This is a genomic window from Flavobacterium sp. 5, from assembly GCF_002813295.1.
Classification (GTDB): domain Bacteria; phylum Bacteroidota; class Bacteroidia; order Flavobacteriales; family Flavobacteriaceae; genus Flavobacterium.
In genome coordinates this window covers 3,404,329-3,417,948 of sequence record NZ_PHUE01000001.1, presented here as the reverse complement: position 1 = coordinate 3,417,948, position 13,620 = coordinate 3,404,329, and the positions used below count along the sequence as shown (strand labels likewise).

13 protein-coding genes are annotated in these 13,620 nt (G+C 31.8%); 8 read left to right on the top strand and 5 right to left on the bottom strand.

The annotated features are described in order from the left end of the window. Nucleotides 1–56 precede the first annotated feature (56 nt). Both secA and CLU82_RS14265 read left to right on the top strand, forming a co-directional pair. Nucleotides 57–3,398, top strand: coding sequence for a preprotein translocase subunit SecA (gene secA, locus CLU82_RS14270; protein ID WP_100843709.1), 3,342 nt, complete (start codon nt 57–59; stop codon nt 3,396–3,398). Nucleotides 3,399–3,519: 121 nt separating this feature from the next. Continuing rightward, complete coding sequence (locus CLU82_RS14265; protein ID WP_100843708.1) at nt 3,520–3,867, top strand: DHCW motif cupin fold protein; 348 nt, start codon at nt 3,520–3,522, stop codon at nt 3,865–3,867. Between the two features lie 477 nt (nt 3,868–4,344). Here CLU82_RS14265 and CLU82_RS14255 read toward each other — a convergent pair whose 3' ends face one another. The 3 genes from CLU82_RS14255 to CLU82_RS14245 form a co-directional block, all read right to left on the bottom strand. After that, nucleotides 4,345–4,830, bottom strand: a complete 486-nt coding sequence (locus CLU82_RS14255; protein ID WP_157813365.1) for a hypothetical protein — start codon at nt 4,828–4,830, stop codon at nt 4,345–4,347. A 229-nt stretch (nt 4,831–5,059) separates the two neighbouring features. Further along, on the bottom strand, nt 5,060–6,523 hold the full coding sequence (locus CLU82_RS14250; protein WP_100843706.1) for an aminoacyl-histidine dipeptidase: 1,464 nt from the start codon (nt 6,521–6,523) through the stop codon (nt 5,060–5,062). Nucleotides 6,524–6,645: 122 nt separating this feature from the next. Continuing rightward, nucleotides 6,646–7,404, bottom strand: coding sequence for a class I SAM-dependent methyltransferase (locus CLU82_RS14245; protein ID WP_100843705.1), 759 nt, complete (start codon nt 7,402–7,404; stop codon nt 6,646–6,648). Nucleotides 7,405–7,478: 74 nt separating this feature from the next. Between CLU82_RS14245 and CLU82_RS14240 the strand changes: the two genes are divergently transcribed. From CLU82_RS14240 to CLU82_RS14225, 4 genes are all read left to right on the top strand, one after another. After that, nucleotides 7,479–8,294, top strand: a complete 816-nt coding sequence (locus CLU82_RS14240) for a helix-turn-helix domain-containing protein (RefSeq protein ID WP_100843704.1) — start codon at nt 7,479–7,481, stop codon at nt 8,292–8,294. Nucleotides 8,295–8,319: 25 nt separating this feature from the next. Beyond that, nucleotides 8,320–9,381: a DUF3810 domain-containing protein gene (locus CLU82_RS14235; RefSeq protein ID WP_100843703.1), complete on the top strand. Its 1,062-nt coding sequence runs from the start codon at nt 8,320–8,322 to the stop codon at nt 9,379–9,381. A 197-nt stretch (nt 9,382–9,578) separates the two neighbouring features. Continuing rightward, nucleotides 9,579–10,082 carry an RNA polymerase sigma factor gene (locus CLU82_RS14230; RefSeq protein ID WP_100843702.1) on the top strand — a complete coding sequence of 168 codons (504 nt, stop codon included), beginning with the start codon at nt 9,579–9,581 and terminating at the stop codon, nt 10,080–10,082. Between the two features lie 80 nt (nt 10,083–10,162). Continuing rightward, complete coding sequence (locus CLU82_RS14225; RefSeq protein WP_198520226.1) at nt 10,163–10,732, top strand: hypothetical protein; 570 nt, start codon at nt 10,163–10,165, stop codon at nt 10,730–10,732. A gap of 29 nt (nt 10,733–10,761) precedes the next feature. On the opposite strand, the gene CLU82_RS14220 is transcribed toward CLU82_RS14225, so the two are convergent. Next, nucleotides 10,762–11,571, bottom strand: coding sequence for a 1-acyl-sn-glycerol-3-phosphate acyltransferase (locus CLU82_RS14220; protein WP_100843700.1), 810 nt, complete (start codon nt 11,569–11,571; stop codon nt 10,762–10,764). 95 nt (nt 11,572–11,666) lie between these two features. Further along, the gene (locus CLU82_RS14215) at nt 11,667–12,326 is read right to left on the bottom strand and encodes a CoA pyrophosphatase (protein ID WP_100843699.1); all 660 of its coding nucleotides are present in this window, start codon (nt 12,324–12,326) and stop codon (nt 11,667–11,669) included. Between the two features lie 91 nt (nt 12,327–12,417). On the opposite strand from CLU82_RS14215, the gene CLU82_RS14210 reads away from it, so the two are divergent. Next, nucleotides 12,418–12,855 (top strand): DUF4268 domain-containing protein, encoded by a 438-nt coding sequence (locus CLU82_RS14210; protein WP_100843698.1) that lies wholly within the window; start codon nt 12,418–12,420, stop codon nt 12,853–12,855. Between the two features lie 28 nt (nt 12,856–12,883). Next, the gene (gene nth, locus CLU82_RS14205) at nt 12,884–13,525 is read left to right on the top strand and encodes an endonuclease III (RefSeq protein ID WP_100843697.1); all 642 of its coding nucleotides are present in this window, start codon (nt 12,884–12,886) and stop codon (nt 13,523–13,525) included. Nucleotides 13,526–13,620: the final 95 nt, after the last annotated feature.

The following is a 13,620-nucleotide window of genomic DNA, read 5'->3' as shown; positions in this document are numbered from 1 at the left end:
GGCTTTTTTTTTGTTTAAATTTACGCAGATATATTAAATAGAAATAAAAACAGATCATGAGTTTCATAAACAGTATTATTAAAATCTTTGTTGGAGATAAATCCGAGAAAGATGTAAAAGCTTTACAGCCGTATTTAAATAAAATAAAGACTTTTGAAAGCGCTTTACAATCTTTGTCACATGACGAATTAAGAGCGAGAACTGCTTTTTTTAAAGAAAAAATAAAACAAGCTCGTGCTGAAAAAGATACCAAAATCGCTTCTCTTAAGTTAGAAGTAGAAAGCATTGAAGATATTGACAAACGCGAAGATATTTATATTGCTATTGATGCTCTTGAAAAAGAAGCTTATGATATCTCTGAAAAAACTTTATTAGAAATTCTTCCAGAAGCTTTTTCAGTAGTTAAAGAAACTGCAAGACGTTTCAAAGATAATACTGAGATTACTGTTACTGCAACTACAAAAGACAGAGAACTTTCGGCTTCAAAAACGTATATTACTCTTGACGGCGATAATGCAGTTTGGGCTAACACTTGGAATGCAGCTGGAAAGCAAATTACTTGGGACATGATTCACTATGATGTTCAATTAATTGGCGGTATGGTTTTGCATGAAGGTAAAGTTGCCGAAATGCAAACAGGTGAAGGAAAAACATTAGTGGCTACTTTGCCATTATATTTAAATGCTTTGACAGGAAACGGAGTTCACTTAGTAACTGTGAATGACTACTTGGCAAAACGTGATAGTACTTGGAAAGCTCCTTTATTTGAATTTCATGGATTGACTGTTGATTGTATTGACAATCACCAACCTAGTACAGAAGGAAGAAGAAATGCTTACAATGCAGACATTACTTACGGTACCAACAACGAATTTGGTTTTGACTACCTAAGAGATAACATGTCTCACTCTCCGGAAGATTTAGTTCAAAGAAAACATAATTACGCAATCGTCGATGAGGTCGATTCAGTTTTAATTGATGATGCTCGTACACCACTTATTATTTCAGGTCCAGTTCCTCAAGGAGATCGTCATGAATTTAATGAGTTGAAGCCAAAAATTGAAAATTTGGTTGCCTTACAACGTCAATTGGCAAATGGTTTTCTTGCTGAAGCAAAAAAATTAATCAAAGAAGGAAATACTAAAGAAGGTGGTTTCTTGTTGTTAAGAGCTTACAGAAGTTTACCTAAAAACAAAGCGTTAATTAAATTTTTGAGTGAAGAAGGAATCAAACAATTGCTTCAAAAAACTGAAAACACATACATGCAAGATAACAATCGCGAAATGCCAAAAGTGGACGAAGCGTTGTATTTTGTTATTGAAGAAAAAAACAACCAAGTAAGTTTGTCTGATAATGGGGTAGCATTCCTTTCAAAAGATACTGATGCAGACTTTTTCGTACTTCCAGACATTGGAACTGAAATTGCTGCTATCGAAAAGAAAAAATTAGACAAAGATGCGGAAGCGGAAGAAAAAGAAAGATTATTTCAAGATTTCGGAGTAAAAAGCGAGCGTATTCACACCTTGACTCAACTTTTAAAAGCCTATTCACTTTTTGAAAAAGATGTAGAATATGTAATCATGGACAACAAAATCATGATCGTAGATGAGCAAACAGGTCGTATCATGGATGGTCGACGTTATTCAGACGGTTTACACCAAGCGATTGAAGCTAAAGAAAATGTAAAAATCGAAGCTGCTACTCAAACATTTGCAACGGTTACATTACAGAACTATTTCAGAATGTACAACAAATTAGGTGGTATGACTGGAACAGCTGTAACTGAAGCTGGTGAGCTTTGGGAAATCTACAAATTAGATGTTGTTGAAATCCCAACTAACAGAGGAATCTCTCGTCTTGACAAAGAAGATTTCATCTACAAAACAACTCGTGAAAAATTCAATGCAGTAATCGAAGATGTAACTGAATTATCAAAAGCAGGAAGACCAGTTCTTATTGGTACAACTTCTGTTGAGATCTCAGAATTATTAAGTAGAATGTTGAAAATGCGTGGTGTTACTCACAACGTATTGAATGCAAAAATGCACAAGCAAGAAGCTCAAATCGTAGAAGAAGCTGGAAAACCTGGTGTAGTAACTATTGCAACTAATATGGCAGGTCGTGGTACCGATATTAAATTGACTCCAGAAGTAAAAGCTGCTGGTGGTTTAGCAATCGTAGGTACAGAACGTCACGATTCGCGTCGTGTTGACCGTCAGTTACGTGGTCGTGCTGGTCGTCAAGGAGACCCAGGAAGTTCACAATTTTATGTTTCTCTTGAAGATAACTTGATGCGTTTATTTGGTTCTGAAAGAGTAGCCAAAGTAATGGATAGAATGGGATTACAAGAAGGTGAAGTTATTCAGCATTCGATGATGACTAAATCTATTGAACGTGCTCAGAAAAAAGTAGAAGAAAATAACTTTGGTGTTCGTAAACGTTTATTAGAATATGATGACGTAATGAACGCACAACGTGAAGTAGTGTACAAACGTCGTCGTCACGCCTTGTTTGGTGAGCGTTTGAAACTTGATATCGCTAATATGCTTTATGACACTTGCGAATTAATTGTTGATGACAATAAAGCCAAAAACAGCTTTAAAGATTTTGAATTCGAAATTATTCGTTATTTCTCATTCACTTCACCAGTTTCACAAGAGGATTTCTCTAAATTGACAGAAATTGAAATTACAGGTAAATTGTACAAAGCAGCCCTTGAATTTTATACTCAAAAAACTGAGAGAAGTGCTAGAGAAGCCTTCCCTATCATTCAGAATGTTTATGAAGATAAAAACAACCGTTTTGAACGTATTGTAGTTCCTTTTACTGATGGAATAAAAATGTTCAATGTTGTTACTGACTTGAAAAAAGCATACGATACACAAGGAAACCAATTAGTAGCTGATTTTGAAAAGAACATCACATTATCTATTGTTGATGAAGCTTGGAAAAAGCATTTACGCAAAATGGACGAATTAAAACAATCTGTTCAATTAGCTGTTCACGAACAAAAAGATCCATTGCTTATTTACAAATTAGAAGCGTTTAACTTATTCCGTTCTATGCTTGATAATGTAAACAAAGAAGTAATTTCATTCTTGTTTAAAGGTGATTTACCAGCTCAAAATGCTCCTGTTATTGAAGAAGCAAGAATCGAGCGTCAAGTAGAAAATTACCAATTGAGCAAAGACGAAATTCCAAATAGCGAAAGCGCTAATCGTGAAGCTGGAGAAACACAACAACGACAAGTTACCGAAACTATCGTTCGCGATATGCCAAAAATTAATCGTAATGATACTGTAACGATTCAAAATGTAGCCAATGGGCAAACACAAGAAATAAAATTCAAAAAAGCCGAAAGTTTAATAGCTAGCGGAGCTTGGGTCTTAGTTTCTTAATAAAAATAGATTTAATTTGAATCCCCAACTACTTTCGTAATTGGGGATTTTTTTATAAAAAATCAAAACATACAATATTGAATATATTCCTTAAATTTACTTTGAATAAAAAACAAATTAAATGTATACCATACCTTTTCAAACTATAAATTGGGACAATATAACAACTATAGAACACAAAGGAACGTCAGGAACAGCTTATTGGCAAAGTGTGTTATTAGATGGACTTCGAATTAGAAAAGTAATTTATTCTGAAAATTATTTGGCAGACCATTGGTGTCAAAAAGGACATATTGTACATTGTCTGGAAGGTGAATTCAATAGTGAATTAGAAAACGGCGAAACCTTCAAACTTACCCAAGGAATGACTTATATCGTTTCTGATGATTTGAGTTCACATCGTTCTGTAACTACAAATAAAGTCATATTATTAATCATTGACGGGGCTTTTTTGAAACCAAGTGAATAAATTATAAAAAAATAATAGAAAAGCAAAAAACAGAAATTTTTATTCTCTGAATCACACTATTATGATCAAACAATACACAAGTAATGGAAAAAAACCTGTGTCTTTTTTGTACAAAGGCAAACCGAATTAGATCTGACTTCCAAAATAAAATTAGTGATTTGGCAAGAACGAAGACTAAAAAAAATAATACATAAGTATATCGTCAACAATAATATTATAACAAAAAATGAAAAAAAATGTTAACTTTACTTAATTAGATTTATAAAAAACAACTAAAAAAATACGATCATGTCAAAAAGTCAAGACGCAAAAAAAACCGTCAAAAAAGAGCCTCTTAAAACCGCAAAAGAAAAAAAGGAAGAAAAGAGAGAAAAGAAAAATAGTCCGAAAAGAGACTAAAATTAGTACTCAGTACTAAATAAAAAAAGGGGTTCAGTTATAAAAAAACTGAACCCCTTTTTTAAAACAATAATTTTATTATTTCTTATTCATTTGTATTAACTGTCCATAAGTAGGAATCTGTTGCATGATTTGTGCTCTAACCAAAGTTAGTATGTACACTTCTGCTTGATAAAACTGAAATGCAACTGTAGCATTTGTAGCTTTTTTTATTTTTTTATAATAAGTCTCCAAAGTATCTTCTTGATCTTTTCTATTTTTAAAATAATCCATAGCCAAAGACTCCGCTAATGCAGTATTCAAGTCATTATATGATAAAGCAGTTTTTTCATATAATTTTATTCTTTCCACAGCTGTCTTTTTATTTTCTACTTGATATTCATCGTAAATTTTCCAAAAAGCAACAGCATCAGCTTCTGGAACTGCAACAAGTTTAGCAACTGCTTCTTTTTTTTGTACTCCCAAAAGGTTCATCATTGCCTCCATTTCAGCATCAGATTTTTGAGAATAAGTTGCCACAGTACTAGCAAAAAACAACATCAATAGTAATAGATTTTTTTTCATAAATTCTTAATATTTTATTTATTTGGTTAATATTATTTAGACCTAGTTTGGTTTTACTATTTTGCCTAAAAAACATGTTAAAAATAGTAATTCTTTGATTAAATCAAATATTTCAGTGAAAAAAAATTAAGAATTTACCACTAAAAAATCTCTGTAAAAATACTTTTATTTATAAAAAAAAGGGTTCAGTATAAAACTGTACCCTTTTTTAAAATTAAACACTAAAATATTATTTCACTGGGATATTTTTCAAAATTTCCAATACAAAATTCCAGTATTTTTGAGTTGAAGAAATACTTGCTCTCTCATCTGGAGAATGTGCACCGTGTATTGTTGGTCCAAAAGAAATCATATCCATATCAGGATAATTAGTTCCTAAAATTCCACACTCTAAACCTGCGTGACAAGCAGCAACATTTGGTTTCTCTCCGTTTTGTTTTTCATAAATAGAGACAAGAACTTCCAAGATTTCAGAATTAGGATTTGGTGTCCAACCAGGATAAGGTCCTGAGAATTCTACTTCACAACCCATTAATTCAAAAGCAGAACGTAAACTATTCGCTAAGTCAAACTTAGATGATTCTACAGAAGAACGTGTTAAACATTTTACAGAGAATTTTCCTCCTCCTACTTCTACTTTGGCAATATTATTAGATGTTTCAACTAAATTATCAAAATCAGCACTCATTCTATACACACCATTATGAGCCGTATACATCGAACGAACAAAATAAAATTGAGCAATTGTAGGCATTACCATTGCAGGAAGTGTATCTAATTTTTGAAAAACTACTTCAAGATTAGGTTCGGTAGTTTGAAACTCTGCTTTAATTTCATTTACAATTTCTTGCATATCAAACACAAAAGCTTCATCATAAACGGCAGCAATAATAACTTTTGCAGTACTTTCACGTGGAATCGCATTACGAAGACTTCCACCATTAATTTCAGAAATTTGCAATCCAAAATTATCAAAACCATCAAATAATAAACGGTTCATAATCTTATTAGCATTTCCTAAACCTTTGTGAATATCCATCCCTGAATGTCCACCATTTAATCCCTTTACAGTTATAGAATATCCAACAGAGCCTTCAGGAGTTTCCTCTTCATCATATTCTGCTGTAGCTGTTACATCAATTCCACCTGCGCAACCAATACCAATTTCGTCATCCTCTTCGGTATCTAAATTCAATAAAATATCTCCTTTTAGAATTCCTCCTTTCAAATTCAAAGCTCCTGTCATTCCTGTTTCTTCATCAATCGTAAACAAAGCTTCAATAGCAGGATGCGGAATATCTTTGCTTTCTAAAATTGCCATTATAGTAGCAACTCCAAGACCATTATCAGCGCCAAGTGTAGTTCCGCGAGCACGAACCCAGTCACCATCAACATACATATCAATTCCTTGCGTATCAAAGTCAAAAACAGTGTCTGCATTTTTTTGATGAACCATATCCAAATGTCCTTGCAATACAAGCGCTTTTCTATTTTCCATTCCCGCAGTAGCAGGCTTGCGAATAATTACATTTCGGATCTCATCTTCAAAAGTTTCTAATCCTAAACTAGCACCAAAATCTTTCATAAATTCTATTACACGCTCTTCTTTTTTAGAAGGACGAGGCACCGCATTCAAATCGGCAAATTTATTCCAAACTACTTTTGGCTCTAAATTTCTTATCTCTTGACTCATTTATATATGTTTGAAGTTTAACAATTTTTGAAGCCAAAGTTACAAAGTTTAAAATAGTTTAGAATGCTATTTATTGAGTTTAATTCAAAAAAAGAATCATTATGAAAGTAATTTAATATTTCTTAAACCTTCATACCTGAAAAAATACAAATAGGATAATGCAAAAACACTTTTCCATCAATTTTAGTTGCATTGACACCTAAATTATCAATTCCAATATCTTCCAAAATCATTTCTCTTAGAGCCTCACTATTTTCTGGAAAAGAGGCTTTCAATTGTTCTTCCAATTCAATTTTCAGAGTATAACTACTCTGCTTAATGCCTTTTAAATTCGATTTTTCAAAAAGCATTTCAAATTCCTTTACTGATAAAGCCTTTACGTGTGAAGAATCTCTGTTTTTTTCCATCATATTATAGGCATCAATTTTATTATCAGGCAAAGCAACATCTACAACCATTACAATTCCATCTGGTTTACAAACCCGAATCATTTCCGTTAAAACCAATTGCGGATTCAAAAAATGATGTAAGCCAAATCTTGATACGACTATAGAAAAATTATTATCCGGATAAGGCAAAGAAGTAACTTCGCCAATTTCCCAATCGATGTTTTTCAATTGAAATTTGGCTTGAAGTTTCTTTGCTTCATTAATCATTTCCTGAGTAATATCAATGCCTGTTACGTGATTTACATGTTTCGCAAATTCGCAGGAAACAATCCCTGAACCACAAGCAATATCTAAAACATTATCTTCTTTAGTTGCAAAGCTTATTGTTATTAATTCTTCCAAAGCATCCCGATGCGCTACAATCGAAGTATAGTTACTTGCCTGTTTTGAAAATTGCTCAATAACATTTTCGTTGTGTGTTTTATTTTCCATAATACCTTTTTTAGTCTTTACTTTTTTACAAAATTACAAAGTATTGATCGTGTCCTAATTACTATATTTGTACAATGAATAATGATTATAAGACAATTATTAAAATAGATTTGGGATTTGAAGTAAACAAGTCAAGACCGATTACGACCTATTCTGAAATTATTCAAAATGCCAGATGTCAAGATTCGCATTCGCATCCAAGAGCACAAATCATTTCCTGTGACAGTGGTATCATGGAAGTGGTCACAAAAAACAACATTTGGATTGTAAATCCAACACAAAGCGTATGGATCCCGAGTAATGTAGATCATCAGGTATATTTTCCAAGCAACGTAAAAATTATCACGGCATTTATAGATCCTTCCCAATTAGAAAAACTACCGACTTCTAGTTTTGCCTTTGATAATTCGAACTTCTTAAAAAGTTTACTTTTAAAAGTTGTCTCTTTCGCAAACCCAACAGAATTTAGCCCTGAACAAGAAAAAATTATGGAAGTATTACTCGATGAAATTTCTGTACTACAACCAACATCTGCTTTTTTACCAACAAGTAAAGACGAAAGAATTAAAAAAGTAACAGATACATTATTAAAGAATTTATCAAGTAAACAAACTATTGAGCATTACGCAGGCCTATCATGTGTTAGCTCCAAAACGCTTTCCCGATTATTTATAAAAGAACTGGGAATGAGTTTTGGAGATTGGAAGATTCGGTTAAAATTACTGGAAGCAATAAAACAATTAGGAGAAAAAAAATCAATTACAGAAATTGCATTGAATTTAGGTTATGAAAATCCAAGTTCATTTATTACTACTTTTAAAAAACATTTTGGTAAAACACCTTCGAATTATGTTTTAGAAGAAAACAGCAAAATACAACACAACATATAATTATATTTACACAAAAAAAAGATCAGTGCAACGCAAATATATTCTCCCAATATTTTTTTTACTTCAAATTCTAATTCTGAAAATCATTCGGTTTTTTCCAGAATATGTAGAACACTTTTACAGCAACGGGTTGTATCTCTATATATCTTTTCCATTGAGAATTGTTTTGAGTAAAATTCCTTTTTCAGTTGGAGATTGCATCTATTTTGCTTTAATTCTACAAGTATTAGTATGGCTTTGGAATAAAAGAAAAACATGGAAATTAGAATGGAAGAATAATATTTTGTCCATTTTGAGTACTTTATCGGTATTTTATTTTTTCTTTCATTTGCTTTGGGCTTTCAATTATTACCGCGAACCTTTATTCGAAAAAATGGCTATTGAAAGAGATTATAGCGACGCCGATTTATTAGCATTTACAAAAAAAATAATTGCAAAAACAAATACTATTCAGAGCCAGATTACAAAAAATGACAGTTTAAAAGTAGTATTTCCTTATTCTCAAAATCAGGTTTTTGAGATGAATCAAAATGGGTACAAAAATCTAGCAAAAGAATATTCTTTTTTCACGTATACGCATTTAAGCATTAAGAAATCTCTCTTCAGTTTACCTTTAACATATATGGGTTTTGGTGGTTATTTGAATCCTTTTACCAATGAAGCTCAGGTAAATTATTTGGGACCGATGTACAGTTTTCCGATGACTACCAATCACGAAATGGCACATCAAATGGGATATGCTAGCGAAAGCGAGTGCAATTTTATAGGCTTTTTATCTTCTATAAAAAATGATGATTTATACATTCAATATTCGGGTTATAGTATGGCTTTGCGCTATTGTTTGGGAAATTGGCAAGTGAGAGATGAGAAAGTATTAGAGCAATTACTAAAAACAGTTCATCCTGGGATTTTAAAAAACTATAAAGAAAGTCATGATTTTTGGGAAGCTTATCAAACTCCAATTGAAACTGGTTTTCATGCTTTTTATGACCATTTTTTGAAAATTAATCAACAAAAAGACGGAATGGACAGTTATAGCAAGTTTGTGAATTTGATGGTGAATTATTATCAGAAAAGAGTGTTTTAAAAGGTGTTTAAAAAAACTAAATTTCTAAAATAGCCCCGATAGCAGTGGAAATCCTTTTGTGTTTTTTCTTTAAAAACAGAAAAGATTGCAACGGATAGCGGGAGTAATGTTGTATTGAAACGGGAGTTTTTGCTCCTTATTATTTTAAAAAACGTTTCGTATTGTAACAAAATCCTTGAGCGTACTACTAATGGAATATGAGTGAAAATCTAGAACCTTCTTTTGTCAAGCAACTGCAAGAAAACCAGAATATAATCCACAAGATTTGTAGATTATATACATCTGGTGAGGATGCTCACAAGGATTTGTTTCAGGAAATCACGATTCAATTATGGAAGGCTTTTCCAAAATTTAGAGGCGAAAGCAAATTTTCTACCTGGGCTTATCGAGTCGCCTTGAATACTGCTATTACCTTATATCGAAAAAACAAACGCAGTATTGCAACCGTTGAATATGAGGGAAGACAGCATTTTACGCATGACATAGAATATAATTATGAAGAAGAGGAACAATTAAAATTGATGTACAAAGCAGTTTATCAATTAAATGACATTGAAAAAGCGTTAGTATTTATGTATTTGGAAGACAAGGATTATACCGAAATATCGGAAACTTTAGGAATTAGCGAAGTGAATGCAAGGGTAAAAATGAATAGGATAAAAGGGAAATTAAAGAAAATTTTAAATCCATTAGGCGTATGAAAGAGTTGGATTTATTAAAAAAAGACTGGAAAAAGAACTCAGATTCTTTTATACAGATTTCGGAAAGCGAAATTTACAAAATGATTCATAAAAAATCATCTTCGATTGTGAAGTGGATTTTTTTAGTGAGCATCATTGAACTTGGATTGGGATTGCTTTTAGGTTTAGCGTTATCATTTACCAAATACGATGAAAAAAGTATAGAATTAATTAAACATTTAGGTATTTACATTTATTATATCATTAGTACTATTTTGCTATATGCTGTAATATTTTATTTTATTTTTAGATTCTACACAATGTATCGTAAAATTGCGGCGGATGATAATATAAAAAAATTAATTTCAACTATATTAAAAACGCGAAAAGTGGTAAAGCAATATATTGCATTTAATTTATCATTTTGTGCTGTTTATTTAATCACATTTGGAGGTTATCTTTTTTACGAAGGTTATCTAGAAGCTGCTTCAAAAAATGGTGTTATTCATCCCGAAATGCCTCTAAATATTGCTTTGATATCTTTTGGGGTTTTAATTTTAGTCACAGCACTAATTACTTTTGCTTTCTGGCTGATCTATAAATTAATCTACGGAATTTTATTAAAACGCCTGCAAAACAACTTTGAAGAATTAAAGAAAATAGATTTATAAAAAAAAGAGGCTAACGCCTCTTTTATCTTTTAATATTCCCATTGTCTGGTTTTATTCAATTCTTCTTGTTCTTTTAAAACCTCTGCAGGAATAACTTTTAGGAAAGAAGGATGCTGCTCTATTGCGTATTCTACTTTTTCAACAATTTCTTCAATTGTATCATTATCATAATCAATATCCAAAGGCTCTTTTATAATAAATGATTGAAGGATTCCTTTCTTTTTCATACGTAAACCCTTCTTACAAAAAGATCGTCTAAAACCATCAATTACTATAGGAATGACAATGGGTCTGTGCTGTTTTATAATGTGTGCAGTTCCTTTTCGAACTGGTTTAAACGATTTGGTTGTTCCTTGCGGAAATGTAATTACCCAACCATCTTCCAAAGCAATTTTAATATTTTCAGTATCATTTGGATTTACATCTTTCTTCTCTTTCACATCCTCACCTTTCGCACGCCAAGTCCGCTCTACAGAAATAGCACCCGCATAGGCCATGATTTTTGGCAATAAACCTGCATTCATTGTTTCTTTAGCTGCTACATAATACATGTTCAATTTAGGATTCCACATATACCAAACGTTTTTTATGGAATCTTCTCTACCACTCAAACTTGCGTTAAAAACATGAAACATGGCGGTAACATCAGCAAAATAGGTTTGATGATTCGAAATAAAAAGAACATTTGTCTCTGGCAGATTTTTAATAATTTCAGATCCTTCAATTTGCAGTTCATTAAAACCACGGTAACGTCTGTGGCTAATAAATCCGAAGATTCGAATTAGCCATTTTTTTATAAATAATATGTGTCCAAAAGGATTTCGCTTGAATAATCCCATAAGATTGTTTGTTTTTGACTTTAGATTTGGGACTGCAAAATTACTATTTTTTTTCCTTTTTAAATATTAAAAAAGCATCCTTTTAACAAAAAAACCTAACTCGAAAAATTCATTTTTCTCAAAATGGAATTCAAAACAATCTTTAATTCACTTAACATCATAGCAGTTGCTCCCCAAACAATATGCTCGTCAATTTTGAACACAGGAACGGCAATAGATTTTGAATAAGAAGTATTAATATCAGCATCTACTACAATAGTATCGCTCAAAAAAGTAGTTAATGGTAATTCAATAATATCTGCTACCTCAATCGGATCTGGATAAAAAGCTATTTCCTCTTTGCAAATACCCAAAAAAGGGTAAACCATAAAATTACTTGGCGGAATATATAAATTTGTAAAGGCTTTTAATACCTCAATTTTATCTGAAGGGATCCCAACTTCCTCAAAAGTTTCACGCAATGCAGTTTGTTCTAGATTTAGGTCATCCACTTCATATTTCCCTCCAGGAAAAGCAATTTGAGACGAATGAACTCCTTTATAAGAATTACGAACTATGAGAACCAAATGTGTTTTGCCTCCTTTAGGATAACATAACATCATCACTCCTGCTTTTCTTGGATTTATTTCATCAAAATTTAAACTCTCGATAATTTTACGACGTTCCACAGGCACCATAATATTGTGAGCCTCTTCTCCAGGAAGATTTACTGCATCCAGATAAGGAACAATTTGTAAAAAATCTTGAAAATCCATAATCAAAGGTTATTTTTGCAGATAAAATAATACCTAAATATACTTTAGAAAAAAGTGCCAAACAAATTTTAAACATTCAAAACCCAATAATATGTATAGTAAAGAAGAGAATCAAAAACTAAAACACGAATTCTGGGTCGATTTCGCTCATAAATACCCAAGAAAATGGCTTTTGTACGACACTAAAATAAAAGATTTCTCGTTTAAATTCTACGTAGAAAACACTAAAGCACAAATACATATAGATATCGAAATGAGAAATACTGAATTACGTATTCAATATTTTGAAAAGTTAGTAGCTCTAAAAAATATACTCGAAGAAGAATTTATAAAGAATTTAGTCTTTGAAAAAAATCATACTCTGGAGAATGGAAAAACCATTAGCCGCATTTGGGTTGAAAAATTAAATGTAAGTGTAAGCAATCGCAAATATTGGGATGAAATATTTGATTTTTTCTACGAAAAAATGAATGCTATAGAAATGTTCTATTTAGAATATGATGATTTTATAAAAGACATCGAAAAATAGTGAAAGAAGTAACTCAAAAATATTCAATATGGATTTATTTGAAGAAACAAACGATTGGGAAACTAAATTAACCCCAATTCTTAAAAAGTACAAAGGCAGAAAACATCCTTTAGAGTATCAGAATCTCTATCAGTTGATGATAATGGTTGTTCTTTCGGCTCAGGATTCTGATGCTAATATTAATTCTATATCTCCAGCTCTTTTTGAAACTTTTCCAAATATGAAAAGTTTAGCCTCATCAAGTGTAGAAAATCTGATTCCTCATATTTCAAAAGTTAGAAATTTTGGCACCAAAGCGAATTGGTTAATCGAAATCGCACAAACAATTCAAGAAAACAAAAACATTCCTCTGACAATGGAAACATTGACAGCTTTAAAAGGCATCGGTCGAAAATCAGCCAATGTCATTATGCGGGAAGCAGGAGTTCCTCCCGAGGGAATTATCGCCGATTTACATGTAATCCGTGTAGCACCAAGAATTGGATTGATCACTGAAAGTAAAGACGGTAATAAAGTCGAAAAACAACTAATGCAAATCCTACCCAAAACAATTTGGGATGAAATTGGTATGGCTTTTTCTTTTCTAGGAAGAGAAATTTGCAGACCTAAACCTAAATGTGAAGAATGCCCAATTAATTCAATTTGCAATTATTATAGAATTAATCGATAATTATTTTTATAAATCTCTTTGTTAATTCTTTTATGGCATGCACCAATGGTCGTGCTGTCCATTTCATAAATAGCTAGCCCCACATTTTTAAATTT

Coding starts and splice junctions, on each gene's coding strand:
- CLU82_RS14225 (WP_198520226.1), top strand. CDS start 10,163: ATGATTCATAAAAAATCATCTTCGATTGTGAAGTGGATTTTTTTAGTG.
- CLU82_RS14255 (WP_157813365.1), bottom strand. CDS start 4,830: ATGAAAAAAAATCTATTACTATTGATGTTGTTTTTTGCTAGTACTGTG.
- secA (WP_100843709.1), top strand. CDS start 57: ATGAGTTTCATAAACAGTATTATTAAAATCTTTGTTGGAGATAAATCC.
- CLU82_RS14230 (WP_100843702.1), top strand. CDS start 9,579: ATGAGTGAAAATCTAGAACCTTCTTTTGTCAAGCAACTGCAAGAAAAC.
- CLU82_RS14210 (WP_100843698.1), top strand. CDS start 12,418: ATGTATAGTAAAGAAGAGAATCAAAAACTAAAACACGAATTCTGGGTC.
- CLU82_RS14250 (WP_100843706.1), bottom strand. CDS start 6,523: ATGAGTCAAGAGATAAGAAATTTAGAGCCAAAAGTAGTTTGGAATAAA.
- CLU82_RS14240 (WP_100843704.1), top strand. CDS start 7,479: ATGAATAATGATTATAAGACAATTATTAAAATAGATTTGGGATTTGAA.
- CLU82_RS14265 (WP_100843708.1), top strand. CDS start 3,520: ATGTATACCATACCTTTTCAAACTATAAATTGGGACAATATAACAACT.
- CLU82_RS14220 (WP_100843700.1), bottom strand. CDS start 11,571: ATGGGATTATTCAAGCGAAATCCTTTTGGACACATATTATTTATAAAA.
- CLU82_RS14215 (WP_100843699.1), bottom strand. CDS start 12,326: ATGGATTTTCAAGATTTTTTACAAATTGTTCCTTATCTGGATGCAGTA.
- CLU82_RS14245 (WP_100843705.1), bottom strand. CDS start 7,404: ATGGAAAATAAAACACACAACGAAAATGTTATTGAGCAATTTTCAAAA.
- nth (WP_100843697.1), top strand. CDS start 12,884: ATGGATTTATTTGAAGAAACAAACGATTGGGAAACTAAATTAACCCCA.